The organism is Demequina sp. NBRC 110055 (assembly GCF_002090135.1).
Taxonomy (GTDB): domain Bacteria; phylum Actinomycetota; class Actinomycetes; order Actinomycetales; family Demequinaceae; genus Demequina.
Window position 1 is genome coordinate 487006 of the sequence record NZ_BBRL01000004.1, and the last position, 25243, is coordinate 512248.

23 protein-coding genes and 2 tRNA genes are annotated in these 25243 nt (G+C 68.6%); 14 read left to right on the forward strand and 11 right to left on the reverse strand.

Annotated features, from left to right (window positions below; genetic code table 11):
• Positions 1-23: 23 nt before the first annotated feature.
• Positions 24-2519 (reverse strand): FAD-dependent oxidoreductase, encoded by a 2496-nt coding sequence (locus tag B7K24_RS02305; RefSeq protein ID WP_084128433.1) that lies wholly within the window; start codon positions 2517-2519, stop codon positions 24-26.
• A 174-nt stretch (positions 2520-2693) separates the two neighbouring features.
• Between B7K24_RS02305 and B7K24_RS02310 the strand changes: the two genes are divergently transcribed.
• The 5 genes from B7K24_RS02310 to B7K24_RS02330 all read left to right on the forward strand — a co-directional run bounded on the left by B7K24_RS02310 (position 2694) and on the right by B7K24_RS02330 (position 6140).
• Entirely contained in the window at positions 2694-3149 is a 456-nt protein-coding gene (locus tag B7K24_RS02310; RefSeq protein ID WP_373994157.1) for a Fur family transcriptional regulator, read from the forward strand.
• A 23-nt stretch (positions 3150-3172) separates the two neighbouring features.
• Positions 3173-4687, forward strand: coding sequence for a catalase (locus tag B7K24_RS02315; protein ID WP_084128436.1), 1515 nt, complete (start codon positions 3173-3175; stop codon positions 4685-4687).
• 165 nt (positions 4688-4852) lie between these two features.
• Entirely contained in the window at positions 4853-5758 is a 906-nt protein-coding gene (locus tag B7K24_RS13610; RefSeq protein WP_084128437.1) for a DUF3566 domain-containing protein, read from the forward strand.
• An 86-nt stretch (positions 5759-5844) separates the two neighbouring features.
• A tRNA-Ile gene (locus tag B7K24_RS02325) sits at positions 5845-5918 on the forward strand.
• Between the two features lie 146 nt (positions 5919-6064).
• Positions 6065-6140: transfer RNA gene (locus B7K24_RS02330), tRNA-Ala, on the forward strand.
• On the opposite strand, the gene B7K24_RS02335 is transcribed toward B7K24_RS02330, so the two are convergent.
• The gene (locus B7K24_RS02335; RefSeq protein WP_084128439.1) at positions 6128-7354 is read right to left on the reverse strand and encodes a benzoate/H(+) symporter BenE family transporter; all 1227 of its coding nucleotides are present in this window, start codon (positions 7352-7354) and stop codon (positions 6128-6130) included. The two genes, B7K24_RS02330 and B7K24_RS02335, sit on opposite strands and share 13 nt — an antisense overlap.
• A gap of 57 nt (positions 7355-7411) precedes the next feature.
• Between B7K24_RS02335 and B7K24_RS02340 the strand changes: the two genes are divergently transcribed.
• Positions 7412-7963 (forward strand): helix-turn-helix domain-containing protein, encoded by a 552-nt coding sequence (locus B7K24_RS02340; RefSeq protein ID WP_200808262.1) that lies wholly within the window; start codon positions 7412-7414, stop codon positions 7961-7963.
• Here the strand turns inward: B7K24_RS02340 and B7K24_RS02345 are convergent.
• Positions 7960-8634 (reverse strand): hypothetical protein, encoded by a 675-nt coding sequence (locus tag B7K24_RS02345; protein WP_084128440.1) that lies wholly within the window; start codon positions 8632-8634, stop codon positions 7960-7962. The two genes, B7K24_RS02340 and B7K24_RS02345, sit on opposite strands and share 4 nt — an antisense overlap.
• A 202-nt stretch (positions 8635-8836) precedes the next feature.
• Between B7K24_RS02345 and B7K24_RS02350 the strand changes: the two genes are divergently transcribed.
• From B7K24_RS02350 to B7K24_RS02360, 3 genes are all read left to right on the forward strand, one after another.
• Positions 8837-12526, forward strand: coding sequence for a metallophosphoesterase (locus B7K24_RS02350; RefSeq protein ID WP_084128442.1), 3690 nt, complete (start codon positions 8837-8839; stop codon positions 12524-12526).
• 474 nt (positions 12527-13000) lie between these two features.
• Entirely contained in the window at positions 13001-14881 is a 1881-nt protein-coding gene (locus tag B7K24_RS02355; protein WP_159449115.1) for a bifunctional diguanylate cyclase/phosphodiesterase, read from the forward strand.
• 2 nt (positions 14882-14883) lie between these two features.
• The gene (locus B7K24_RS02360) at positions 14884-15471 is read left to right on the forward strand and encodes a DUF5317 domain-containing protein (protein ID WP_084128445.1); all 588 of its coding nucleotides are present in this window, start codon (positions 14884-14886) and stop codon (positions 15469-15471) included.
• Positions 15472-15534: 63 nt separating this feature from the next.
• On the opposite strand, the gene B7K24_RS02365 is transcribed toward B7K24_RS02360, so the two are convergent.
• Positions 15535-16428, reverse strand: a complete 894-nt coding sequence (locus B7K24_RS02365) for a hypothetical protein (protein WP_084128446.1) — start codon at positions 16426-16428, stop codon at positions 15535-15537.
• 86 nt (positions 16429-16514) lie between these two features.
• Here B7K24_RS02365 and B7K24_RS02370 point away from each other — a divergent pair, with 86 nt between their 5' ends.
• On the forward strand, positions 16515-17054 hold the full coding sequence (locus tag B7K24_RS02370) for a peptidylprolyl isomerase (RefSeq protein WP_084129217.1): 540 nt from the start codon (positions 16515-16517) through the stop codon (positions 17052-17054).
• 178 nt (positions 17055-17232) lie between these two features.
• Positions 17233-17823, forward strand: a complete 591-nt coding sequence (locus tag B7K24_RS02375) for a rhomboid family intramembrane serine protease (protein ID WP_234986519.1) — start codon at positions 17233-17235, stop codon at positions 17821-17823.
• A gap of 280 nt (positions 17824-18103) precedes the next feature.
• Here the strand turns inward: B7K24_RS02375 and B7K24_RS02380 are convergent, their stop codons facing one another.
• Complete coding sequence (locus B7K24_RS02380) at positions 18104-18349, reverse strand: cell division protein CrgA (RefSeq protein WP_084128449.1); 246 nt, start codon at positions 18347-18349, stop codon at positions 18104-18106.
• A 120-nt stretch (positions 18350-18469) separates the two neighbouring features.
• Here B7K24_RS02380 and B7K24_RS02385 point away from each other — a divergent pair, with 120 nt between their 5' ends.
• Genes B7K24_RS02385 through B7K24_RS02390 form a run of 3 tightly spaced genes read left to right on the forward strand, consistent with a single transcriptional unit; the run spans position 18470 to position 20075 of the window.
• Entirely contained in the window at positions 18470-19285 is an 816-nt protein-coding gene (locus B7K24_RS02385) for a class E sortase (RefSeq protein ID WP_084128451.1), read from the forward strand.
• A complete protein-coding gene (locus B7K24_RS13375) occupies positions 19282-19452 on the forward strand; it encodes a hypothetical protein (RefSeq protein WP_159449116.1) in 171 nt (56 codons plus the stop codon). The genes B7K24_RS02385 and B7K24_RS13375 overlap by 4 nt, the downstream gene beginning before the upstream one ends.
• On the forward strand, positions 19449-20075 hold the full coding sequence (locus tag B7K24_RS02390) for an aminodeoxychorismate/anthranilate synthase component II (RefSeq protein WP_084128453.1): 627 nt from the start codon (positions 19449-19451) through the stop codon (positions 20073-20075). The genes B7K24_RS13375 and B7K24_RS02390 overlap by 4 nt, the downstream gene beginning before the upstream one ends.
• Before the next feature lie 8 nt (positions 20076-20083).
• Here B7K24_RS02390 and B7K24_RS02395 read toward each other — a convergent pair whose 3' ends face one another.
• From B7K24_RS02395 to B7K24_RS02420, 6 genes are read right to left on the reverse strand one after another with little or no spacing between them, the layout of a single operon-like run.
• On the reverse strand, positions 20084-20959 hold the full coding sequence (locus B7K24_RS02395) for a prenyltransferase (protein ID WP_084129218.1): 876 nt from the start codon (positions 20957-20959) through the stop codon (positions 20084-20086).
• The gene (locus B7K24_RS02400) at positions 20959-21255 is read right to left on the reverse strand and encodes a lycopene cyclase domain-containing protein (RefSeq protein WP_084128454.1); all 297 of its coding nucleotides are present in this window, start codon (positions 21253-21255) and stop codon (positions 20959-20961) included. Before B7K24_RS02400 ends, B7K24_RS02395 begins: the two co-directional genes overlap by 1 nt.
• On the reverse strand, positions 21252-21569 hold the full coding sequence (locus B7K24_RS02405) for a lycopene cyclase domain-containing protein (protein WP_234986520.1): 318 nt from the start codon (positions 21567-21569) through the stop codon (positions 21252-21254). The genes B7K24_RS02400 and B7K24_RS02405 overlap by 4 nt, the downstream gene beginning before the upstream one ends.
• On the reverse strand, positions 21566-23197 hold the full coding sequence (gene crtI, locus B7K24_RS02410) for a phytoene desaturase family protein (protein ID WP_084128456.1): 1632 nt from the start codon (positions 23195-23197) through the stop codon (positions 21566-21568). Before crtI ends, B7K24_RS02405 begins: the two co-directional genes overlap by 4 nt.
• Positions 23194-24102 carry a squalene/phytoene synthase family protein gene (locus tag B7K24_RS02415; RefSeq protein WP_234986521.1) on the reverse strand — a complete coding sequence of 303 codons (909 nt, stop codon included), beginning with the start codon at positions 24100-24102 and terminating at the stop codon, positions 23194-23196. Before B7K24_RS02415 ends, crtI begins: the two co-directional genes overlap by 4 nt.
• Positions 24099-25181: a polyprenyl synthetase family protein gene (locus B7K24_RS02420; protein ID WP_084128457.1), complete on the reverse strand. Its 1083-nt coding sequence runs from the start codon at positions 25179-25181 to the stop codon at positions 24099-24101. The genes B7K24_RS02415 and B7K24_RS02420 overlap by 4 nt, the downstream gene beginning before the upstream one ends.
• Between the last annotated feature and the right edge of the window lie 62 nt (positions 25182-25243).

The window sequence follows — 25243 nt, forward strand, 5'->3', positions numbered from 1 at the left end:
GGCCCACCGCCCGCGCGGGGGCGTCAGATGAACAGGCTCGTGCCGGACTCCTGAGCCTCGCCCAGGAAGGTCGCGACGCCGCCCAGCTCGACGCCGTCCAGAAGGTCGGACTGAGCGATGCCCAGGAGGTCCATCGTCATGGTGCAGCCAATGAGCCTCGCGCCGCCGGCCTGCGCGGCCGCGATGAGCTCGGGCAGCGACTGCACGTCGTGGTCTTTCATGACCTTCTTGATCATGGCGGTACCCGCGCCACCCATGTGCATCTGGGACAGCTTGAGGTCGTCGGCGCCGCCGGGCATCATCGCGCCCAACATCTTCTCCATCGTGGAGCGGTCGCGAGCGGGCGGGTCCAGGCGGCGCAGCGAGTTGAGGCCCCAGAACGTGAAGAACATCGATACCTCTTGGCCCATGGCTAGCGCCCCGTTGGCGATGATGAACGCCGCGAGCACCTTGTCGAGGTCGCCAGAGAACACCACGATCGACGTCTTCGGGGCGGCCGGCACGCTTGAGCCGACCACCGGCGCCACCCCGCCCTTGCGGAACACGGCGACGTAGCCGGCGCCTTGCGGGTCTATCGACACCACGGTGTGGCCGTTCTTCGACGCCCAGGCCGGCCCGTCTAAGGCGAATCCGGGGTCGGAGACGGTGACGCGAATCTCGTCGCCGGCATCGGCCGCCTTCATCGCGGTGGCAAGCCGCATGATGGGGCCGGGGCACGCGAGGCCCGTGCAGTCGAGGTCGGTGTGTTTGCCTGTCGCGGCGGCGACGGCCGATGCGACGCTCACCTTCTCGGCGTAGTTCTCCACCGGGGGGAGGGGCTGAGGCTCGGCCTCGGTGCCGTGCACGTGCTTGAAGGTGGTGGAGCCGCCCGACAGGGTGCGGACGTCCTCGAAGCCGGACTGCACCAGGATGCGGTGGGCCAGGTATGAGCGGAAGCCCACGGCGCAGTAGAGGCGCACGGGCTGCGCGCGATCCCAGCCGGCGATCGCGGAGCGGAAGGTGGCCAGCGGCACCGACTCGGCGCCGGGGATGTGCCACAGGTCGTACTCCTCGGGCGTGCGCACGTCGACGATGCGGGTGCCAGCGGTCTGCTGGGGGTATTCCTCGGAGTACCAGAGGGTGAGGTCGCCGCGCAGCACGTTGGAGGCGACGAATCCGGCCATGTTGATGGGGTCCTTCGCGGAGCCGAAGGGCGGCGCGTAGGCCAGCTCTTGCTCCTCGAGGTCGTACACCGTGAGCCCGGCGCGGATCGCCATAGCGAACAGGTCGAGGCGCTTGTCGACGCCGTCGAAGCCGCAGGCCTGCGCGCCGAGCACGGCGCCGTCGGTGGGCGAGAACAGCACCTTGAGGTGCATGGTCGCGGTGCCGGGGTAGTAGCCGGCGTGGCCCGAGGGGTGCAGGTGGACCACCCGGTAGGGGACCTCGGCGGCGTCGAGCTGACGGGCGGTGGCGCCCGTGCCGCCGGCGACCATGTCGAAGACCTTGACGATGCTGGTGCCCTGGGTCGAGCGGTACTCGGTGTCGCGCCCGCAGATGTTCTCCGCGGCCACGCGGGCCTGACGGTTGGCGGGCCCCGCGAGCGGGTTGAGGTACGTGCCGGGGAGGACCGGGTGGGCCGTCTCGACGGCGTCGCCTGCGGCCCAGATGTGCGGGTCGGAGGTGCGCATATGGGTATCCACGGCAATGCCGCCGCGCGGACCGAGGGCGAGCCCAGCAGCTTCGGCGAGCGCGGTCGCGGGGCGCACGCCGGCACTGAGGATGACGAGGTCCGCCGCCACGACGGTGCCGTCGTTGAGTTCGACGCTCACGCGGTCGTCACCGTCACCGTCGGCAAGGGGGCGGAAGGCGGCAGCCGCGGTCTTCAGGTGCAGGCCGATCCCCCGCGCGGTGAGGTGCTGTTGCACCGGCGCCGCGATCTCCTTGTCGACGGGCGGCAGGATCTGGTCGGCCATCTCGACCACGTCGACCTTGACGCCGCGGTGGTGGAGGTTCTCGGCCATCTCGAGGCCGATGTACCCGGCTCCCACGACGACGGCAGTCACCGTGCCGCGGCGCCCGGCCTTCTGGGCGGCCAGCGCCTCGTCGAGCCTGGCCTTGATGAGGTCCATGTCGCCGATGCGGCGCAGCACCTGGACGGCGGGGTGCTCGATGCCGGGAAGTGGCGGGCGGACGGGCTCGGCGCCCATGCACAGTGCGAGGCTGTCGTAGGACTCGGTGGTCTCCTTGCCGGTGTCGACGTCGCGGATCGCGACGGTGCGCGCCTCGCGGTCGATGCTGACGACCTCCTTGCCCAGGCGCACGTCGAGGCCCAGCGACTCCTGCAGGCTCTCGGGAGTCTGGAGGATCAGGCGCGAGCGCTCGGAGATCACCTCCCCCACGTGATACGGCAGTCCGCAGTTGGCGAAGGACACGTGGTGCCCGCGCTCGAGGACCACGATCTCGGCGCTCTCGTCGAGGCGACGGGCGCGTGCGGCGGTGGATGCTCCGGCGGCGACTCCGCCGACGACAACGAGCTTCATCAGATACCTCCCGGGGTATATGGTCTTTCTCCACCGTAGGCATCGATGAGCGGCCCCGCGTGGGTCCAAGGTCACGGCGTGGACGCGACGGCCGATCGTTGTCCGGGTGTGCCACTCGACATCCGACCGTTTCTTTTGACCAAGTCAAAAGAAGGTGTCATACTCGTCGCCATGATGACGAGCCGCGCCAACGACCCCATCGCGCTTCTGCGCGAGGCGGGCCTGCGCGTCACGGACACCAGGGTCGCGGTCATCTCGGCCCTCGGCGACCTTCCCCACTCTGGTGTGGACGCCGTCATGAGTGCGGTCTCCCGCACCCTTCCGCAGACGTCGCGCCAGGCGATCCACAACGTCCTGACCGACCTCACCCATGCCGGCATCGCCCGGCGTATTGAGCCCGCGGGCCAGCCCGGGCTGTACGAGCTTCGCGTGGGCGACAACCACCACCACATCGTGTGTCAGCACTGTGGTGCGGTCGCCGACGTCGACTGCGTCACGGGGCACGCGCCCTGCCTGACGCCGAGCACGACCAGCGGCTTCGACCTCACCGAGGCCGAGGTCACCTTTTGGGGCGTGTGCTCCACCTGCAAGGCCGCCCAGGCCGAGCCGGCCGGAGCATCGGCCCCGTGAACCCACCTACGAAGGAGAATGCCGTGAGCGAGAAGTTCACCACCACCAACGCCGGTGCCCCCGTCGCGTCGGACCAGCACTCGCAGACCGTCGGCAACGACGGTGTGACGACGCTGACCGACCACTACCTGGTCGAGAAGCTCGCCCAGTTCAACCGTGAGCGCGTGCCGGAGCGCGTGGTGCACGCCAAGGGTGGCGGCGCCTTCGGTACCTTCACCACGACCAACCCGGACATCGCGAAGTACACGCGTGCGGCTCTGTTCCAGGATGGCGTGCAGACCGAGATGCTCGCGCGCTTCTCCTCGGTTGCCGGCGAGTCGGGTTCGCCCGACACGTGGCGCGACCCCCGCGGCTTCGCGCTGAAGTTCTACACGACCGAGGGCAACTACGACCTGGTCGGCAACAACACCCCCGTCTTCTTCATCCGCGACGGCATCAAGTTCCCCGACTTCATCCGCTCGCAGAAGCGCCTTCCCGGCTCGCACCTGCGCGACAACGACATGCAGTGGGACTTCTGGACCCTGCAGCCCGAGTCCGCCCACCAGGTCACGTGGCTCATGGGCGAGCGCGGCCTGCCCCGTTCGTGGCGCGAGATGCAGGGCTACGGCTCGCACACCTACCAGTGGATCAACGCTGAGGGTGAGCGCTTCTGGGTGAAGTACCACTTCAAGAGCCAGCAGGGCGTGCACGGCCTCACCATCGACGAGGCCGCCCAGCTCGCGGGTTCGGACGCCGACCACCACATTCGCGACCTCTACGAGCACATCGAGGCCGGCGACTTCCCGAAGTGGGACCTGTACGTCCAGGTCATGCCGTACGAGGACGCCAAGGACTACCGCTTCAACCCGTTCGACCTCACCAAGGTGTGGCCGCACGGCGATTACCCGCTGATCCCCGTGGGTGTGATGGAGCTCAACAAGAACCCCGAGAACTACTTCGCGCAGATCGAGCAGGCGGCCTTCGCGCCGTCGAACTTCGTGCCCGGCATCGGTGCGAGCCCCGACAAGATGCTGATGGCCCGCATCTTCTCCTACGCGGACGCTCACCGCTACCGCGTCGGCACCAACCACGCCGACCTTCCGGTCAACGCCCCGCACGCCGCGCAGGAGGGTGGTCACTCGTATTCGAAGGACGGCGCCATGCGCTACTCGTTCTCCTCGGCCTCGACGCCCGTGTACGCCCCCAACAGCAAGGGCGGGGCTCACGCCGACGCCGAGCGTGCGGGCGACGCGGGCAACTGGGAGTCGGACGGCGAGATGGTGCGCGCCGCCGCGACCCTCCACGCCGAGGACGACGACTTCGGGCAGGCCGGAACGCTCTACCGCGACGTGTTCAACGACCAGCAGAAGGCGCACATCCTCGAGCAGATCACGGGCCACGTGGGCGCCGTCGTCTCGGACGACATTCGCGAGCGTGCCATCCAGTACTGGACCAACGTGGACGCCGACCTGGGTGCCAAGCTGCGCGCGAACCTCGCGGGCGAGGTCCCTGCCGAGGGCGGCGAGCCCGGCACCGGCTGGGAGCCTGCCACCGTCTAAACGGTGATCTCCCGACGAAGGCCGGGTCTCCAAGGGGACCCGGCCTTCGTGCTCTCCGGCTGCCGGTGGCCGCCCACGCCGGCGCCCTGCTTCAGCCTGAGAGCGCCCTGAAGTACCCTGGGAGACTGATGCCGCGCGCCGCGCGCGGCACGACGAGGAGAATTCATGACCGCGGACGACCGCGCCCCCCGCTCCGGGCAGACCTTTACCCCGCCGGCTCTCGAGCCGACGACGGACGAGGTTCCGGTGGGAAGCGCCTCGGCACCGACCACGGGACAGCAGCCCACGCGCTCGTCGCTGCGCCCCACCACCGGCCAGCAGCCGGTCAGTGGTCAGAGCCCCGTGACGCCCGCGCCGCAGTCGGGGTCCGCTGCGCAGCCCGCATCGGGACAGCAGCCCACGGCCCCGCAGCGCCCGTTCGCGCCGGTGTCGACCACGCAGCCCCTGCAGACCCGCGCCGAGGCACGCACCGCCACTCCCGCGGCCACGCCCGCGGTTCCCGCGACCGCCGGGTCGGCATCGGCCGCCTCGTCGGCGTCCGCGCCCGCCGCAACCTCGGCCACGGATTCCACCGACGCGTCGCAGGGCGCCGAGCACTCATTCGCCGCCGTCCTCGGTGGCGGCATGGGCAAGCTCAAGGAGTACGGCGACAAGGCCAAGCGTTCCATCACCGAGGGCAACGACATGCCCGCCCACCCTGGCAAGGGTGCCCCGCGCCGCGCGCGCGTCTTGGTGTCGCGCGTCGACCCGTGGTCGGTGCTGAAGATCGGCTTCCTGCTGTCCATCGCGATCGGCATCATGACGGTGGTGGCCACCTACGTGATCTGGCACGTCCTGGACGGCCAGGGCCTGTTCATTCTCGCCAATGACTGGATCCTGCAGCTGTTCACGGAGCCGCAGGACATCAACCTCATGCAGTTCTTCGAGCTCAACAAGTGGATGAGCGCCGCGATCCTGCTGGCGGTCGTCAACGTCGTGCTGCTGACCGCCCTCAGCGCGATCGCCGCGTTCCTGTACAACGCGGTGTCGTCCGTGGTGGGCGGCGTCTACGTGACCCTCACGGACGACTAAGCCACCGCATCGGCCACCCTCCCCGCCGTTTTGGAGAAGCGGCATCGCTTAGGGTATGGTTGGTCGCCGCGGCAGTCGCCGCGAAAGGGCCCATAGCTCAGGCGGTTAGAGCGCTTCGCTGATAACGAAGAGGTCGGAGGTTCAAGTCCTCCTGGGCCCACCGAGGTGGACGAATGAGATCAATCATCATCCTGGCGGCCGCCGCCACAGTCGGCGCGGCTATCGCTTACGCAGCCCTCGCGCGTGACTCACGCCGCGACATCTGGGATGATGTCCACCACGCCTGGTGATCGCTCGCGGTCGCTCGGGGCCTTGGCGCAATTGGTAGCGCACCTGCTTTGCAAGCAGGGGGTTAGGGGTTCGAGTCCCCTAGGCTCCACCACCAGCCCCTCCTCGCGGAGGGGCTTTTTCTTGTGTGGGGCCGATGCCGCGGCGGGGCCGCGTAGCCGCCTCACCCCCGGTGCGCCAGAGCCAGCGCACCGTGAGGCCCACGAGCAGCGCCCAGAAGGCCGAGCCGATCCCCACGATCGCTATGCCTGAGGCCGCGATCAGGAGCGTGAGAGCCGCGGGGATGCGGTCCTCGGTTGCCGCCATGGCGCCGGCGACCGCGTTGGCGAGGGTGCCGAGCAGCGCGAGGCCCGCGACGGCCCCGATGAGTCCGTCGGGACCCGCGTCGATGAGCGCGGTGAGCGTGCCGACGCTGGTGGCGAGCACGAGGTAGGCGACGCCCGCGAAGACGGTGGCGACCCAGCGCCGGCGCGGGTCGGGGTGGGCCTGCTCCGATGCGGGAAGGGCGGCCGTGATCGCCGCGAGGTTGATCGCGTGTCCACCCGCGGGCGCGCCGATGAGGGTGCCGAGGCCCGTCGCGAGCATCGCGCTGCGCCAGGGCACGGTGTAGCCGTGGGCGCTGAGGACGGCGACTCCCGGCACGTTCTGTGATGCCATGGTGACGATGGTCAGCGGCACCGCTAGGCCGATGACGGCCTGCCAGGTGAGAGTGGGCGCGGTCAAAGCGAAAGTGACGGGGACCAGATCGACGCCACCGGCGATCACGACCATCGCCCCGAGGGCGAGTGCGAACGTCGCCGGGGTGGCCCAGCGCCTGGCGAAGCGCTCGAGCAGGACCCAGGTGACGATGAGGCACCCCATGAGCCACGGGGAGTCCCCCAGGGCGAGGAAGGGTGCGAGGCACAGAGGTAGCAAGATCCCGGCGAGCATCGCCTGGGCAAGCGCGGCGGGAATGGCGGCGACCAGGCGCGCGAGCGGTGCGATGACGCCGATGGCCATGATGAGGGTCCCGGTGACGAGAAATGCGCCGACGGCCGCGGGCCAGCCGCCATCCACGTAGCCCTGGGTGGCGAGAAGCGCCGCACCGGGGGTCGACCACGCGATGGTGAGCGGTATGCGGTGGCGCCACGACAGGTAGAGCATGGCGAGGGCCTGGGTGACGCACAGCGCCATGAGGCCGGATGCCGCCTCGGTGGACGTCGCGCCGACCGCGCTCAGTCCGGCCAGGACCACGGCGAAGGAGCTACCGAATCCCACGAGGGCGGTGACGACGCCGGTGGCAGCCGCCTGCGCGAGATGACGTTCCATGAACAGAACGGTAGCGCATGTGTTCTGTTCATGGAACGGTGTTGCTAGATTGACGGGATGGACACCGCACCGACCTCCGGCGCCCACGGCGCGGCAGGCCTGCCGCCGATGGTCGCCGCGCGCGTGCGAGCGGCGCGCGAGGCGCGTGGGCTGAGTCTTAGCGCCGTCGCCGCCGCGGCGGGCATCGGCAAGGGATCGCTGTCCGAGATCGAGCACGGGACGCGCAACCCCACCCTGTCCACGCTCTATGCCCTCGCGCATGCGCTTGCGACGCCGCTGTCCACGCTGCTGGCCGAGACGACCGGGGCCGAGGTCGCCTCGCCTGGCATCGTGGCCCGCCTCCTCGACGTGCGGGAGGAGCCCGGATTCACGGTTGAGGTCTTCCACCTCTCGCTCGCGCCCGGGGCCGAGCACCGCTCGGCCGCGCACGGCGCTGGCGTGAGCGAGCAGGTTCTCGTGACGGGCGGCCGCCTGCGGGTCGGGGCCGTCGGGGCAGCGCAGGAGGTCGGGCCGGGCGATGTCGCGACTTTCGCCGCGGATGGCCCCCACGCCTATGAGGCGGTGGGCGGGGCGGCCCACGCGATCAACGTGATTCGGACGCCGCGCTAGGGCGTCGAGGACTCCGGCAGGTCCCACCGCACGGGCTGTGAGGTGTAGTCCGCTGCCGTGCCGACGAAGCCACCCCGGTACTCGACGCTGGTCAGCTCGGAGTCGTAGCGCGCGACCAGCGTCCAGCAACCGTCGGCCTGGCCCTCCTGGGCGAGTGCGGCCACATCCAGGGGAGGACAAAGGGCGGGTGACTCGTCGGCAGTCGTCGGTGCCGCCTGACCACCCGTCGATGTGACGCCGGTGACACTCACGGGCTCGGAGATGGTGAAGCCCGTGGGCACGGGTGGGCCGCTGACGGTAGCGCGGTAATGCACGAAGACGGGGTACTGGTACCACAGCTCGTCGACCTCGGCTGGGGTGAGGACGTCCGCCATGTCCTCAATGGTGCCCACGGTGGCATCAACGATGCCGAGCTCCACGGCCACTTCGATGGTGGCTCCGCTGTCGTCGCGCGCGACGACGGGGACCACCAGCGTCTCGTCGCTGCCGAGCTCGGTGCCGGGCGCCGTGAACGGTGCGGCTACGGGAGCCTGGGACGTCGACGGTGCGGGCGTCGCGGTCCGGGTCACGGTGATCGCTGGGGTGGGTGGCGTCGCCGCTCCAGGCGTGGTGCAGCCGGTGAGGACCGCACCGGCGAGGGTAGCGGTCACCAGCAGGTGAGCCGTGCGCATCACACCTCCTTGGGATCGCGACGACATTACCCCGACAGCGAGCGCGCTCAGCAACACGGCACCGGCGTCCACGGCTCTTCGCGGACCTCGCGGGTGGCCAAGTGGTGACGGTTATGACCATTGACTGACGCACCGGTAAAGATTCGACGACCGGTGCCCCATCGCGTTGCCCCCGAGGTGTCGGGTCGGTTGACTGCCGCACGTGAGCGCTCTTCCCCGCCTCCTGGCCGCCACCCTCGCGGCCGCCACCCTGGTCGCCGTCGCAACCCCGGCATCGGCCGCCCGCCTTCCGGGCGTCGTGTGGCCGCCCCCGGAGCCCGAACGCTACGACCCCGTGTTCCAGATCACCGAGATCGTCGCAAACTCGCCCAATCACGACGGTACGGATGCGTTCGAGTACGTCGAGGTGCTCAACGTGTCCGACGGGCCGCTGGCATGGGACGACTTCCGCATCCGCTACATCTATCCGATCGCGGACCTCAACCCCGTCTCGACGGTGGAATGGCCCACCACCACGACGGGGGCCATCGTCCAGCCCGGCGAGACCCTCGTGCTGTGGATCCGATCGGAGGCGACGGCTGGGCTCACCGCCGCCGACTTCAACAGCGCCTACGGGAGCGACCTCGTCGAGGGTGAGACGCTCGCCATGGTGGATGGCGGTGGGCTCTCGAACTCCGTCCTGCGCGGCATCGAGGTGCTGACCGACGCGGGCATTCAACTCTCACGCGCCTACTACAACCGCCCCGGTGACGCCGATGCCGAAGTCAAGGGTGGCGTCCACTACGGGGTGGTGGCCGATGCCGACGAGATCCAACCCCGGCTCACGGTCGCTGCCGCCTCGCCTGGCGACACGTCCGCCCAGGGCGACTGGAGCGCCATCGCCACCGCGCCGCCGGGACGTGAGCCCCGCCTTCGCGACGAAACCCGCTCCCAGTTCTCTCCCGGAATGCCCTTAAATATCGAGGCGTGGGCCAACGACGACGGTCTGCTTCACTCGGTGAACGTCGAGGTCGAGACGGACCTGGACGAGCCGCGCACCGTCGCTCTGACGCGCGACGCGATCGGAAAGTTCGTGATGCATCTGGGTGGCGCGGACACCGTCGGGCGCGCATGGGTGAGGTATCGCTTCGTCGTGAAGGCCGGCGACCACGTGCTCGAGGGCCCGCAGACCACCGTCACCGCCGCGGGTGAACCGGCCGCGCTGCGCATCGGTGGGGGCCACCGGGGCGAGCCGCTCGGCGCGGACCTGGTGGTCCCGACGGTTCAGGTGCCCCTGACCCGGGGTACCGGGGCGTACGTGTCCGGCGAGCAGCGCCTCGTGGTGGGTGGCGACGCCTACCCGCCCACCCACACCTTGCTGATGGATGGCGTGGAGGTGCCCGGTGAGCCGGAGCTTGAACATGAGCCACTGCTCGCGTTCGAGGCCACCCTGACCGACCCCTACTTCCGCAACGGCGTCATCGTCGACGGCGACGTCCTCACCGTCTTCGACGAGGGCTTCCTCGGCGATACGGAGACGGTCGAGGTGGCGCTGCCGCTCGACGAGGTCAACCCGGGTGAGCCCGTCGTCGCCCGCATCTACTCTGGCACCAAGGCCGCTCCCGCCATCGACCCCAATGAGGTGAACGATGACTTCGTCGCCCGCAACGTTCGCCTGGGGCTGCCCGATGGCCGGATGCTGCGCCCGCGGGAGATCACAGATCCCGAGCGGTGGATCGACATCGGTGACAACGCGGGTTCGATCGACTACCTCGAGGTGACGTTCGACGTCCCCGACGACGCCTTCACGGCCCTCGGCTACACGTGGGACACCACCACGGCGACGGACGGACGGCACACCTTCGAGGCGCGCGACGGGTCCCAGACCGCCTCCCTCGAACTGAGGGCGGACAACACGGCACCCGCGCTGGTGCCGAGTATCGGAGCCGGTGCGGAGGTGCGCGGCGACGTCACGCTGGACGTGGATGCCCAGGACGCGGGCTCCGGTGTCGCGGAGGTGACCGCGACGCTGGACGGCCGGAGCGTTCGCCTTCCTCACGCCCTCTCGTCTCTCACCGATGATCCGGGGGATCACGTCGCGCAGATGGTGGCCACGGATCGTGAGGGCAACACCGCGACAACGACCGTACCGTTCACGATTCCACGCGAGCGGCCGGTGCTCACCTCAGCGAGCGCGTCCGGCGCTTCGGCGGGCCAGGCCACTGTCCTCACCGCGACACTCGATGACGCCTCCGGCGACCTTCTCGACGTCGCCTTCGCCGAGGGACGCCGACTCGACCTCGGCACAGACGTGACCGTGGCGAGCGGAACGGTGGCCGATGCCGCGACGACCGACCGCGCCGACGCCACCCCCGTCTCGCCCGGCGACCTGAGGCTACTCGCGGCGGCCGATGGCGACGCGGTGGTCACCACAGCCGACAGCGGTCTTCCATATGTGGTGCTCGAGGCCGACGTTCCCCCGGGAGCCGAGCAGGTACGGGTGGTGTGGTCGGGCGGCGCCGAGGCAGACGCGCGACTGACGCTCAGCGCCCACGACCCACGCGAGGACCGCTGGGTCGAGGTCGACTCACTGGTGACACGCGAGGACGACGGAACGGTCGAGCTCGAGGCAGTGGTCGACGCTGGGCTGGCCGACGCCGACGGGACGCTAACCGCGGTGGTGCAGCACGGCATCGGCTGGGCGGGACCGGACCTGACCACCCGGGCATCGGCCGTCGACCAGCACCACCCTGACGACACCGAGCGTGCCGACTACGACTTCACGCTCGCGTGGGAGTCCGACACGCAGTACTACAACGCCCAGCCAGAGATCTACGACCGGCAGACGTCCATCCACGACTATCTTCTCGCGCGGCGCGACGAGCTCAACCTGAAGTACCTGATTCACACAGGCGACGTGGTCGACTGGTCCGGCCAGCCCGAGCAGTGGCTGCGAGCCGACCCCGCCTACGCCGAGCTCGACGAGGCCGGATTGCCGTATGGGCTGCTCGCGGGCAACCACGACGTCAACCAGACGACGAACGACTACACACAGTTCTCCCAGTGGTTCGGCGCCGAGCGCTACGAGCAGAACCCCTGGTGGGGAGGGGACCACCTCGACAATCGTGGACACTACGACCTGCTCAGCGCCGGGGGCATCGACTTCCTGTTCGTGTACATGGGCTGGGGCGCCGAGAATGAGCAGATCGACTGGATGAACGAGGTGCTCGCCGCGTATCCGGAACGCCTCGCCTTCGTGAACCTCCACGAGTACATGCTCACGACCGGTGGCCTGGGTCCGCTCCCCCAACGCATCCACGATGAGGTGGTGGCGATTAACCCCAACGTCCGCTTCGTCCTGTCGGGCCACTATCACGACGCCTATACGCGCCTCGACTCCTTCGACGACGACGGTGACGGCAGCGACGACCGCACCGTGACGTCCATGCTGTTCGACTACCAGGACCTCCCCCACGGAGGCGACGGGTACCTGCGCCTGCTGCACTTCGACAACGAGTCACAGCAGATCCAGGTAAGGACATATTCGGACTACCAGTACGACTACGACGCCGTCCACAAGGCGCTGGACGACGAGCACCAGGAATTCACGATCCCCTACGCCCAGGCGGGCATCGTCGCCGAGCAGGCGTGCCTACGCACCGACGCCGTGCGGGTGGACGCCCTCATGGGAGACACCATTGCTTCCTACACGGACGTGCCTGCAGGTGAGGCCGTGAGCGCCTCGTGGGAACCCACCAGCCCGGGCGTGGGCTGGTTCGTGACGGCGACGGACCCGTACGGCGGGACGGTGGTGACCGACGTGCTGGAGTCGCGCGCTCCTGCCGCCTACCTCACGGCACTGGGGGCAGTGGCGCCGACGATCGCGCCGCGTTTATCGGGGTTTGCTTCCTGAAATGCCTGGTGAGGGTGGCGCGGCCACCTTCCCAGAATCGCAAAGATGCGAGAAGATGAACGCGGCCGTCGACCGGCGGTCACCACTTCCGTGGGCGATGGCACCGTCACGGGAGCCGGGCACGTCCGGCCCCTGCGGCACCGCACGAGTGGCGCAAGCTACGCGCATCGTCCGTGGCCAAGCAGGGGAGACAGTTATGAAGAAGTGGAACGTTCTCAACAACTCCACGGTCGTTCGCGCGACTGCTAGCGCGAGCACCATCGTCGCCGTTGCCGTCATCGTCGGCGCCGGCTTCAAGTGGAGCTAAGTCCCAACGAAGCGGAAGGCGGCACCGGCACCTCTCAGCCGTCGGTGCCGTCTTTCGCGCTCCGCGCCTATGTGACGGCTGTGACCGCTGTCGGCGCACTTGCAGTTCTGTTTGTCCTCGGCTTCTCGCCTTGGCCAGACGTGATGTCGGACCTCATGGTTGGTCCGGTGATCTTTCTGGCGATCGCCGCCATTATCGGAGAGGCCAAGCCGATCCAGCTGGTGCTTGGCGACTCCGAGTCACGCACGCTCTCGACATCATCACCGTTCGTGCTCGCGTTGATTCCCGTTGCGGGGGTGGGCGTCGCAGTCCTGGTTCAGGTTCTCGCGAGCTTGACAGACGACGTGCTTCAACGTCGGCAAGTGACGAAGTCGCTGTTCAACGTCGCACAGTATTCGGTCAGTGTCCTCGCGGGCGGGTTGGTCTATACCAGCCTGACGAGCACGCCCCTGCTGAGTGCACCTACGGACTCTCATGATGCGGCCCTCGGCCCGCTACTCCTCGCCGGCATCACCATGGTGGTCGTCAACTGGATCCTGGTTGCCATCGTTGTGACGCTAGCGTCGCGCGAGAAGTTCTTGTGGGTCCTGCGCACGGACGCGCAGTTTCTCATCATCACCCATCTCGTGCTTCTGAGCGTGGGTGCGATCGCGGCCGATGTCGCGTCAGACGGTGTCTGGGTTATCGCTCTCCTGGCCGGACCCGTGATCGCGGCGCATCTGTTTGCGGCCAGCGGCGCGCGCCACGCGCACGAAGCCTCGCACGACATGTTGACCGGACTGGGCAACCGCGGCTCAGCGAACCACCGGCTGGCGCAGACACTTGCCGACGCCCGCAACCGAGGAGCGGATGGTCCCGGTCTGGTGCTGATCGACCTCGACCACTTCAAGGACGTCAACGACACGCTGGGCCACCCGGTGGGCGACATCATCTTGCGCGAGGTGGGCGCGCGCATCGTGAAGGCCGCCCCCGAGGACGCTTCCGTGCACCGCCTCGGCGGCGACGAGTTCGCGATCATCGTCGAGGGTGACCACTCGCGCTCGCGCGCGGCCGCCGCCGCGCTGCTCGAAGCGCTCGAGGACCCGGTCAAGGTTGACGGCCTTGAACTCTTGGTGCGCGCGAGCATCGGCATCGCCGTCGCACCGTTCCACGGCTCCGATTCGGAATCGCTCATGAAGCATGCCGACATCGCGCTGTATCACGCCAAGGTCGAGCGCGACCGGGTGAGCGTCTACTCCCCCGAGTTCGATGTCAACACGGTGGAGCGGCTTCAGCTGCTCGCCGACCTGCGTAGCGCCCTCGGCGCTGGCGACCTGCACGTGGTCTACCAGCCTCAGGTCGACCTGCAGTCTGGCCGCGTGGTGGCGCTCGAGGCACTGGTGCGGTGGAACCACCCGCGCCGCGGGAACGTATCGCCCGAGGAGTTCATCCCGGTGGCAGAGAATTCCGGCCTCATCTTCACCGTGACGTCCTTTGTGCTTGACTCGGCGATCTCGCACGTGGCGCGCTGGCGTGACGGCGGCCATGACGTGCGCGTCGCGGTGAATCTCTCCGCACGCCACCTCTCGGACCTCGGCCTCCCCCACCAGGTGTCCGAGGTTCTGGAGCGCCACGGCGTACCCCCCGAGGCCCTCGTCTTGGAGGTCACGGAGACGGGGATTATGGCCGATGCGGTGCGCGCCGACCTGGTCATCAAGGCGCTGCGCGAACTAGGAGTCGCGGTCGCGATCGACGACTACGGCACAGGCAACGCGTCCCTGACCTATCTGCGTCGACTCGAGATTGACGAGCTCAAGGTGGACCGCACGTTCGTGTCCAACATCAATGCCGACAACCACGACCTGATCATTGTGCGCTCGACGATCGAGTTGGCCCTGGCGCTCGGACTCAGAGTGGTGGCCGAGGGCGTCGAGGACGAGCGCACCGCGCAGGCGCTGGCAACGTTCGGTGCAGTGATCGGCCAGGGCTACCACCTGGGCCACCCGGTGCCCGCAGAGCAGATTGACGCCCTTCTCACCTTTGCCCATCACACTGCACGAGGCGACTGAAAATGTTGATTCTTGCGCTCGGCATCATCGCTGTCGCGTCCCCCCTCGTCGCTGGGCGCTGGCCCGCAGGACTGCTGCTGCACCGCTTTCGTTGGCCGCTGCTGATCTGGGGCGCGCTCGCGGCCCAGATCGTGATCATCGAGTTCGATGCGCTCCACGACCTCGCTCCCGTGCTACACATCCTCACCTACGTCGCCGCCCTGCTGTTCCTGTGGCTCAACCGTGAGGTGCGCGGCGCGCTCGTCGTGGGTGCGGGTGCGCTGATGAACGGCGTCGCGATCGCGCTGAACGGCGGCACCCTCCCGGCCCGCGCCGCCGCTGTCGAGGCGGCCGGCATTGATGCTGGCGACGACTTTGCCAATTCCGCGGTCGTCGACGACGCGGTGCTGCCGTGGCTGGGTGACGTGTTCGCGTGGCCCGAGCCGCTGCCCCTGGCGAACACGTTCTCGGTGGGAGACATCCTCATCGTCGCGGGTGTCGCCATCGCGGCGTGGAGCGGATCGCGACGCATCGGCGCCCCGGTGACCGAAGCGGCCGGCGAGCCGACTGACCAGGCCCGTGAAGTATCGGACTCGCCCGAGGGCCGTTAATTCCGTCCACGCAGACGACGAGGGCCGCGACCTGGTGGTCGCGGCCCTCGTCGTGACAGCGCGTTACTTGTCGGACGTCGTGGGGGTCTCGCCGGTGGCGCCCTCGTCCTCCCACACATCTTCGGCGTCGTCGATGGCGTCGACAGCAGCGGACGTCGCACGGGAACGAGCTTCGTCAAACTCGGACTTGACCTTCTCGGCCTCCGACGTCGCGGTCGACTTCACCTTTTCGAGCGTCTCTTCCGCCTGGGACTTGGCCTTGTCGTAGGCGTCCTGTGCCTGCCCGGTCACCTTGTCGATGGTCGGGCCCGCCTTGTCATAGGCGTCCTTGCCGGCGGCGGTCGCGGCGTCGGCGCCCTTCTTCGCGGCTGCGGCCACCTGGTCGACGGCCTTGTTCACATTGTCGCGCAGCTGCTGCTTGAGGTCGCCGTCGGTGTCGAACTGCCACTCGTCGTCGCCGGCCCACTCGTCGCGGCCGGGGTCGCGACGCGCCCACACGACGAGGGCAGCGGTGCCTGCGGCGACCAGCGCGCCCGCGATGACGACCTTGCCCAGGCCGCCGCTCTTCTTCGCCTTCGGCTCCACGGCGGCCGCCTCGACGGCACTGATGACGGCCGGGATCGCGGCGCCGACGATGGCGGCGTGAGCGATGTCGGTCCACTCGGTCGCCTTATCGCCGGCACGGCGGACGTAGGGAGAGGCCTTGCGAGCGCCCGAGTGATAGGCGTGCTCGGCCTTGGGGGCACCCCAGGCGACGGCCTTGCCCACCTGAGGGCCGGCCCATTCCTGAGCCTTCTTCACCTGCGGAGCGGCCCAGTCCTGGGCCCGCTTGGCAGCGTCCTTGGCCGATGCGGTGGCCTGGTCAGCAGCGTCCTTCGCCTTAGCGGCGGCCTTCTCGGCCTGTGCGCGGTACTTCTCGACGTCCTTGGCCGTGTGCTTCTTGCGTCCCACTGTCATGCCTTTCGTCCGTGTGCAGGCTGTCCTGATCTCTCATCTTTGCATCTACCCAGTGCCAACGCGAGAGCCGTGGAAGAATGTTCCGCATGATCGCAACTATCGAGACCACGGCCGGCGCTATCCGCATCGAATTGATGCCGAATGACGCCCCGGCCACCGTGAAGAACTTCGTCGGCCTCGCCACCGGCGAGAAGGAGTGGACCAACCCCAAGACGGGCGAGAAGAGCAACGAGCCCTTCTACAACGGCATCGTCTTCCACCGCGTCATCGAGGGCTTCATGATCCAGGGCGGCTGCCCGCTCGGCACCGGCACCGGCGGCCCGGGCTTCACGTTCGACGACGAGATCCACCCCAACAACCAGTTCTCCGAGCCGTACATGCTCGCCATGGCCAACGCCGGCAAGCGCCTCAACCCCATCACCGGCCAGCCGGCCGGCACCAACGGCTCGCAGTTCTTCATCACGGTCGGCGCCACGCCTCACCTGAACCAGGGCCACACGATCTTCGGCAAGGTGGCAGACGACGAGTCGAAGGCTGTGGTCGACGCCATCGCCACGACGCCCACCGACGGTCGTGACCGTCCGCTCGACGACGTCACGATCACCTCGGTGACGATCTCCGAGTAACTCGTTGAGCACACCCGCGGGCGCCGGTGCGCCGACCTGCCCTCGCCACCCCGACCGCGTCGCCTACGTGCGATGCCAACGGTGCGACAGGCCGGCATGCCCGGAATGTCAGCGCCCGGCGCCCGTGGGCGTGCTCTGTGTCGACTGCCTCAACGAGGCCCGCGCCCAGGCGCGGCCCGTGAGGTCTCGCCTGGGATTCACCATGACGGCGGGACCGCCACTCGCGACCTATGTGCTGATCGGGCTTAATGTGGTCGCCTATGTACTCGGCCCCGTGCTCTACGGCAGTGCTGGAGCATGGCGCAACGCCTGGGCGGTCTACCCGGGTAGCGGCTGGGAGGATTGGATCCTCTCGGGATTCGCGCACGGCAGCCTGTGGCATATCGGCTTCAACATGCTCGCGTTGTTCCAGCTCGGCTCGGTCCTCGAGCCCGCGCTGGGACGGTACCGATTCCTCGCGCTTTACGGATTGTCGCTTCTGGGCGGGTCACTGTCCGTGGTGATCCTAGGCTCGGCCGCAATCGGCGCCTCCGGGGCAATTTTCGGCCTCATCGCCGCGTACGGAATCGTGCTCAAGCGACTGAACCTGCCGTACACGCAGGTGGTGGTGATCGCCGCCATCTTCATCGGAGGCCCCTTCATCGGCCTGCTGCCCGGCGTCTCGTGGCAGGGGCACCTGGGTGGCGCCATCGTGGGCGCACTCACCATGCTCGCCATGTTCCGCGGCGTTGATCGCCGGGAGGCTGCGGCGCGCGGCGCCCGCTCGTAGCGCTCGCCCCGGGTTATCCCCGGCGGTTGCGCCTGTCCCCAGGACGACGGTTGAGCCCACAGATGTGAACTCTGTGGACAGTTGTCACCCTGAGTCCTTTCACATCTGTCACTTCCGTCACATGCGCACCGCCTGTGGAGAGAAGCGGTGGACAACTGGGGACAGTGTGCACCGCGAGGTGTGGATAACTCTGTGGAGATGTGAATAACAACCGTGTAGTTATCCCCACCGTTGTCCCCATCTGGGGAGAACTACACCGGTGTAGTTCTCCTGGCAGGCGTCACTTCCAGCGTGTGAACAGCGCCATTGCGGCGGCCATGAAGGCGAAGCCCACCACCAGGTTCCAGTCGCCGATGGGCAACGGGTAGTTCGCACGCGTGATGTAGTAGACAACGATCCAGGCGGGGCCGAGGACCAGCAGGGTGACCGCGGTGGGGATGAGCCACTTGGGGTTCTCGCCCTCGGCCTTGCCCAGGTTCCTGGGAGCCTTATAGACGTTCTTGTCGCGCTTCTTCGAGACGGCCACGCTGGTTCTCCGTTAGTCGTGTGAGCCCGGCTACCCGGGCGGTGCTGACCACTAGGGTACCCAGCGCCTGGCTCTTACCCCTTCTGGGCCCACGGGCACGTCCCGTAGTCTGGGCTCATCATGAGCGCACCACCCGGAGTCGCATCCGACGAGTCAACGCCCTCGGGCCAGCCTGGGCCCTCGCCCGCGCATGCCGCGCCGCGCCGTGGCCTTTCCGTTGTCGGGGTTCTGGGGGAGTTGCTGATCCTTGCCGGGGCGTTGCTGGGCCTCTATGTCGTGTGGGAGTTGTTCTACACCGACGTCCAGGGGGACCGTGCGCAGCGGGAGATCGTCGAGGAACTCGCGTGGGCGGAGCCAGATGTCGTCGAGGGGGACGTCGTCACGACGGACATCGAGACCATTCCCGACGACCTCAAGGTCACCGACGAGGATCCGCCCGAGATGGCGTATCCGTCGTACACCGAGACCTTCGCGACAATGATGGTCCCTCGGTGGGGCGATGATTACGTGCGACCGATCTCCGAGGGCGATAGCCGCCGGGACGTGCTCGATCCCTTGGGTATCGGCCACTACCCGGACACGGCGCTCCCGGGCGAGCTGGGCAACTTCGCCATCTCGGGTCACCGCACCACATACGGGAAGCCCTTCAAGAGGGTGGACGAGTTGCAGGAGGGCGACGCGCTCGTCGTCCAGACCGAGGGCATCTGGGCGGTCTATGAGGTGACGGGTTGGGAGATCGTCGACCCCAGCGCCGTCGAGGTGGTGGCTCCGACGCCGAACCAGCCGGGGGCGGGCGCCACGGGGCGGTTCATGACGCTGACTACATGTCACCCGCTGTATTCGGCGGCTGAGCGGTGGATCGTCTACAGCGAGCTCAAGTACTGGGCGCCGACGGGACACGGCATTCCCAGCGAGTTGACGGAGGTGCCCGCATGATCTCGACATGGGTATGGGATCGCATCCCTGGACCCGCCTTCCTGAAAGCCATCCTGGTCGCGCTGGTCCTTGTCGCCGTTGTCCTCGTCCTGTTCGAGTGGGTCTTCCCGTGGGTGTCGACGATGATTCCGGTCCAGGATCCGACCGTAGGGGACGGTGGCTCATGACTCGTATTTTGGTGGTCGACAACTACGACTCGTTTGTGTACACGATCGTGGGTTACCTGCGTCAGATGGGCGCCGAGACCGTCGTGGTGCGCAACGATGCGGTGGCCGATGCCGGTCCCTTGGAGGAGTACGACGGCGTCCTCGTCTCCCCCGGTCCTGGCACCCCGGCCGAGGCCGGCGCCTCGAATGACGTGATCCGCGACTGCGCGCGCACGGGCACGCCGATGCTCGGCATCTGCCTGGGCCATCAGGCGCTCGCTGAGGTTTACGGGGGCGTGGTGAGCCACGCGCCGGAACTGATGCACGGCAAGACCTCCGCGGTGACTCACGCGGGTGAGTCCGTCTTGGTGGGACTGCCGTCGCCCTTCACGGCGACGCGCTATCACTCGTTGGCGGTCGAGGTGGACACGGTGCCCGGCGAGCTCGAGGTCACCGCCCGCACCGACAACGGCATCATCATGGGCCTTAAGCACCGTGACCTGCCGCTGCACGGCGTGCAGTTTCACCCCGAGTCGGTGCTGACCGAGGGCGGCCACCGCCTGCTCGCGAACTGGCTCGAGGTCTGCGGGCTACCCGACGCCGAGGCACGCTCGGCGGGCCTGTCACCGCTCGTTAATAAGTAGCGGAATGACTATGACCAGCCGTTCCAGGCGACGATCAGCAGCACGGTCACGAAGAATCCCACGGGCTGATTGAGCCACAGGAACGTGCGCCACCCGCGGTTGGCGTCCTCGCACGCGGCATCGGTGACGTTCCAGAAGCGTGCGGTCGAGGCCACGTAGGCCAACGGCAAAGCGGCGGCGAGCAGCGAGGGCCAGGGCAGGAACAGCAGCAGCACGGCGGCGGCGGCGTACAGGGCGACCGCGAGGCGCACCGTTGCCCGTGCGCCGATGACGGTGGCGACGGAGCCGATGCCGCCCTCGCGGTCGGCGCGCACGTCCTGCACCGCTCCGAACGCGTGGCTCGCCATACCCCACAGCACGAACGCGAGCCAGACGGGCCACACCGTCGCACCGGTGAGCGGGACATCGGCGAGGACGAGCGCATAGAGCAGCGGCCCGGCGAAGTGCAGCGCCGACGTGAGCGAATCCAGGAACGGCCGCTCCTTGAAGCGCAGTCCCGGAGCGGAGTACGCAATCACGCCGAAGACGACCAGGATGAGGGTGAGGGCCGCCCAGCCGTCGCCCACCCAGAGCAGCAATGCCATGAACGGGACGACCGTGATGACGCAGGCCCACAGGATGGCACGGTGAACTCGCGCGGCCTGCGCGCGGTCGCGCACCACGTCTCCCTCCACGCCTCCCTTGCGAGGGTTGGCGAGGTCGGACTCGTAGTCGAAGACGTCGTTGATCCCATACATCAGCAGGTTGTAGGGGACCAGGAAGAACAGGGTGCCGACGATGAGGACGGCATCGATCTCGCGCGTGGCCATGAGATAGCCCGCCGCGAAGGGGTACGCGGTGTTGATCCAGCTGATGGGGCGCGAGGCCCGCACGATGGCGCCGATCACGAGGCGCCTCCCCTGCGTCCCAACAGTTCCCACAGCGTGGGGACCAGCAGGACGGCGCCGATGGCGTAGGCGAGGTCCTCAACGGGAGCGATGGGCATCCGCACGCCGGAGATGAGATCCTCGTCGTAGCCGACAATCTCCAGCCCCACGATGACGTTGTCGAAGACCACCGTGAGCGCCATCAGGACGACGGCCGTGAGAAACAACGGCCGATGCGGCAGTCGCCTGAGCACGGGCAGGCACGCGACCGCGAGGACCGCGAGCACGGCGACGGACAGGATCACGTAGGTCATGCGACCGCCCTACGCCGCGAGAAGGCGCGCCACAACAGCAACGTCTGATAGGCGAGGAGGATCAGGAAGAAGACCTCCTCAAGCGGCACCTCGGGCGCGATGACGAGGCCGGACTGGTACGGCCCGTCGCCGATGAAGAAGATCCCCAGGCCGGTGCCGATGAGGTCCCATACGAGGAAGAAGGCGACCGCGATGGCGAGCGTGAGGACGGTGCGTCGGGTCTCGACAAACAGCGCCAGACGGTAGCGCCAGTCCAGCGTCGCGAGCCCCCCGATACTGATGAGCAGCGCCGTGAGGTACAGCCAAGAGGTCACCGCGCGCGCTCCTGGTGCGCGGGGGCGGAGGCGAGGGATCGGGAGAGGCGCCCCAGCGCATCGGCCCTGCGCGAGCGTGACAGGTAGCCCGCGGGCAGTGGCGCGGGCAGCGGGGCGACGCCGGTGTCGCCCAGCAGCCGCTTGGCGACCAGCTCGGCAGAGATGAGGCAGATGGGCACGCCGATGCCCGGCGCGGTCGAGGCGCCCGCATACAACAGGTTCTCGACCTTGCCGGAGATGTTGGAGGGGCGGAACATCGCGGATTGGGTCAGCGAGTGCTCGAGGCCCAGCGCACCGCCGCGCCACGCGTGCAGCTCGGTCGCGAAGTGGTGCGGGGTGAGGACCTTCTTGACAGAGGTGCGTTGGCGCAGGTCAGGGATCGAGGCCCACGTCCCGACCTGGTCGAGGTAGCGGTCGACATGGCCGTCGAGAGCCGCGCGGGAGGCCGCGGACGCGCCAAGCGCAGGATCTGCGGGGAACGGCACGAGCATGACGAGGTTCTCGTGACCGTCGGGGGCGGTCGAGGGGTCGGTGGCCGACGTGCGCGAGACGTAGATGGATGCGGGATGCGGCACCGTGAGGTCATCCATGATGGCCCGGAAGTTGGCGTCCCAGTCTCGCGTGAACAACAGCGTGTGATGCTCGAGCTCCGGCAGGTCGCCCTCGACGCCGGCCAACACCAACAACGCGCTGACCCCCGGCCGCATGCGCTTCCAGGAGGACTCCGGGCGACTCTGGAACGGCCGCTCGAGGAGGCGTGTCTCGGTGTGGTGCATGTCCGCGCCGGAGACGACGGCATCGGCCAGGATCGTCTCCCCCGTCGCGAGCACTACCCCGGTGGCGCGGCCGCGCTCCACCATGATGCGGGTGACGTCGGTGTGGGTACGGATGCGCACACCCTCGGCCTCCGCGGCGCCCGCGAGGGCCTGGATGACGGCGTAGAGGCCGCCCCGGGGGTAGCGCACGCCCTCCACGAGGTCCAGGTGGCTCATCAGGGAAAACAGTGACGGCAGCCGGTCGGGGGCCGAGCCGAGAAATACCGCATGGAACCCCAGCAGCTGGCGTAGGCGTTGGTCTGCCACCTTGGATCCGATCGCGGATCCCAGCGACCTCGTCAGCAGGCCAGCGAGCTCAGGCAGACGCTTCAGGGTCGCGGCGTCGATGGCGCGGTCGGGGCGCTCATAGGTCGTGTAGAGGAAGCGGTCGAGCGCCAGGCGGTAGCGGTCCCCTGCCGTGGCGGCGTAGTCGCGGATCGCGTCGCCGTCACCGGCGCTCATGGCGTTGAACGCAGCCCAGTTCGCCTCGGGGTCCGCGGTGACGTCCAGGCGGCGGGCGGGCCCGGCGCCGTTGTCGAAGTAGACGCGATAGCGAGGGTCGAGGTCGATGAGATCGAGCTCCTCGTCGACATTTCGCCCCAGGAGCGCGAAGTAGTGCTCGAAGGCCTCCTGCATCAGGTACCACGACGGGCCCGTGTCGAAGGTGAAGCCGTCGATCTCGAGACGACCGGCGCGCCCTCCGACCTGGTCGTGGCGCTCGAGAAGCGTGACCTCCGCGCCGCCGCGGGCGAGCAGCGCCGCGGTCGCGAGGCCGGCGACACCGCCGCCGATGACGACGACGTGGCCGCTCATGGGGTCTCCTCGGCGGCGGGTGTCGCCGAGCCGGCATGTCCTGTCAGGCGACGCAGCGCGATCTGTGCCTTCCGTGGGCCGGGAACCCGTACCCGGGTGGTGGTCAGGCGGGTCGCCGGCGTCTGTTCGATGCGCGTCAGCAGGTCGTCGTAGATGTCAGCGGTGGTCTCGACGGCTCGCCTCGCTCCGCGGGGGAGCCGGGGCATGGTCACCCGCGCCGCTGCGAGGTCGGCGCGGCAGTCAGCGACGAGGGCGGCGACCTGCGCGTCGGTCAGGGTGTCGAGCGTGAGGCCGGGAAAGTAGATGCGTCCGCGCTCGTCGGCGTCGGAGGCCAGATCGCGCAGGAAGTTGACCTTCTGGTACGCCGCCCCCAGGCGGCGCGCGCCGGCGCGCAGAACGTCGTCCACAGGAGCGGGCCCCGTGGTGATGTTCATGAAGACGGCCAGGCACATCTCGCCGACGACCTCGGCCGAGCCATGGACATAGGTCGCAAACGAGGCGTCATCGTGCTCCGTGCGCGTGAGGTCCATGCGCATCGACGCGAAGAACGGGTCGGTGAGGTCGCGGCCGATTCCCACCGCACGGGCGGTCACGCCGAACGCGTGCGCGACGACATCGGCGGAGAACCGACCCGCCATGGCGCGGTGGACCTGGCGTTCGAAGTCATCGAGGACCACGCCCGCGTCGTCGCCCCGGTACGTGTCGACGATCTCGTCCGCAATCCGGACCATCGCGTAGATCGACGCGATGGCGGAGCGCATGGCGCGCGGCAGCAGCCGGGCACCGAGCCCGAAGCTCGTGGAGTAGCGCGAGATGACCTGGGCCGCGGCCGCGGCTGCCGCCTCGTCGTACAGGGCCAGCGACGTCTCGTTATCGTGATGGACCGCCCGCCGGGCGGCACTCACGACGCCCGCTCCTGAAGCGAGGCGATCAGGCCCACCAGGTGTCCGCTGAGCGGCGCCGGGATGCGCTCCGCGGCAATGCGGGAGGCTTCTCGCGCACGAAGGCGGGCGAGGCGCAGAGCGGCCTCGCGGGCGCCGGAGGATTCGATGACGTCGCGCACGGCCGCCGCACCCTCCTCCGTGAGGCGGGGATCACCCAGGTGACGGGCGAGCGTCGCCCTTCGCGGCGCATCGGCCTTCTCCCATGCCAGCCGCATCATCTCGGTGCGTTTGCCGGCGCGCAGGTCGGTCAAGCGAGACTTGCCCGTGACGGCAGGGTTGCCGAACACGCCCAGGTCGTCATCGATGAGTTGAAACGACACCCCCAGGGCGAGTCCCAATCGTTCCAAGTGCGTCAGCATGGTCGGGTCGGCGCCCGCGAGACGTGCCCCCGCGAGCAGGGGCACGACGCACGAGTACCACGCTGTCTTCAGTGCGGAGACGAGCAACGGATCCGCCTGCTCGAGGGGCTCGAGGTCACCGTAGACGTCGAGCAGCTCCCCCGCGATGGTCGAGCGGATGGCGCGGGTCACGAGGTCGAGGCAGGCGATGCGGTGATGCGCGGGGAGCGACGAGGAGATGATGAGGTCGTAGGCGCTCGACAGCGCCAGGTCACCGCCCAGCAGCGCCGCGGCGAGAACTTGGTCGTCGATCTTGTCCGGCGGGGCGCCCGTGGCCTGCAGCTCCGCGCGACGCAATCCGGCGATGTTGGGCCGGCCGCGGCGAACCTCGTCGTGATCGAGGACGTCGTCGTGCACCAGCATCGCCGTATGCAGCATCTCCATCGCCGCAGCGACGGGCACGACCGCGTCGGGATCGTCGCCGCCGAGGCCCAGGTACGCCGCGAGGGTGAGGGCGGGACGGAGGTTCTTGCCACCATGAAACTGCGCGCCCAGGTGATCCCAGAGGCGGGCATAGTCGGGAGCCACCACGGGCATGCCGGAGCGCGCGCCGCGCACATGCGCATCAAGGGCCGCATGGACGCGGGGCAGCAACTCGTCGACGGACGAGCCGAGGGCCTCAGCGGTGAGCGATGTCGTCATGGTGCCGGGTCAAACGGCGGTCAAGGGACGGTTATTCCCCCTGGTGGCGAGTGCACTTGTGC

What these genes read in the sequence shown, in the direction of transcription:
- B7K24_RS13375 (WP_159449116.1), top strand. Translation starts at nt 19,282, where the DNA reads ATGATCTCGACATGGGTATGGGATCGCATCCCTGGACCCGCCTTCCTG.
- B7K24_RS02345 (WP_084128440.1), bottom strand. Translation starts at nt 8,634, where the DNA reads ATGCGCACGGCTCACCTGCTGGTGACCGCTACCCTCGCCGGTGCGGTC.
- crtI (WP_084128456.1), bottom strand. Translation starts at nt 23,197, where the DNA reads ATGAGCGGCCACGTCGTCGTCATCGGCGGCGGTGTCGCCGGCCTCGCG.
- B7K24_RS02305 (WP_084128433.1), bottom strand. Translation starts at nt 2,519, where the DNA reads ATGAAGCTCGTTGTCGTCGGCGGAGTCGCCGCCGGAGCATCCACCGCC.
- B7K24_RS02340 (WP_200808262.1), top strand. Translation starts at nt 7,412, where the DNA reads ATGGACACCGCACCGACCTCCGGCGCCCACGGCGCGGCAGGCCTGCCG.
- B7K24_RS02310 (WP_373994157.1), top strand. Translation starts at nt 2,694, where the DNA reads ATGACGAGCCGCGCCAACGACCCCATCGCGCTTCTGCGCGAGGCGGGC.
- B7K24_RS02400 (WP_084128454.1), bottom strand. Translation starts at nt 21,255, where the DNA reads ATGACCTACGTGATCCTGTCCGTCGCCGTGCTCGCGGTCCTCGCGGTC.
- B7K24_RS02420 (WP_084128457.1), bottom strand. Translation starts at nt 25,181, where the DNA reads ATGACGACATCGCTCACCGCTGAGGCCCTCGGCTCGTCCGTCGACGAG.
- B7K24_RS02370 (WP_084129217.1), top strand. Translation starts at nt 16,515, where the DNA reads ATGATCGCAACTATCGAGACCACGGCCGGCGCTATCCGCATCGAATTG.
- B7K24_RS02385 (WP_084128451.1), top strand. Translation starts at nt 18,470, where the DNA reads ATGAGCGCACCACCCGGAGTCGCATCCGACGAGTCAACGCCCTCGGGC.
- B7K24_RS02335 (WP_084128439.1), bottom strand. Translation starts at nt 7,354, where the DNA reads ATGGAACGTCATCTCGCGCAGGCGGCTGCCACCGGCGTCGTCACCGCC.
- B7K24_RS02360 (WP_084128445.1), top strand. Translation starts at nt 14,884, where the DNA reads ATGTTGATTCTTGCGCTCGGCATCATCGCTGTCGCGTCCCCCCTCGTC.
- B7K24_RS02365 (WP_084128446.1), bottom strand. Translation starts at nt 16,428, where the DNA reads ATGACAGTGGGACGCAAGAAGCACACGGCCAAGGACGTCGAGAAGTAC.
- B7K24_RS02390 (WP_084128453.1), top strand. Translation starts at nt 19,449, where the DNA reads ATGACTCGTATTTTGGTGGTCGACAACTACGACTCGTTTGTGTACACG.
- B7K24_RS13610 (WP_084128437.1), top strand. Translation starts at nt 4,853, where the DNA reads ATGACCGCGGACGACCGCGCCCCCCGCTCCGGGCAGACCTTTACCCCG.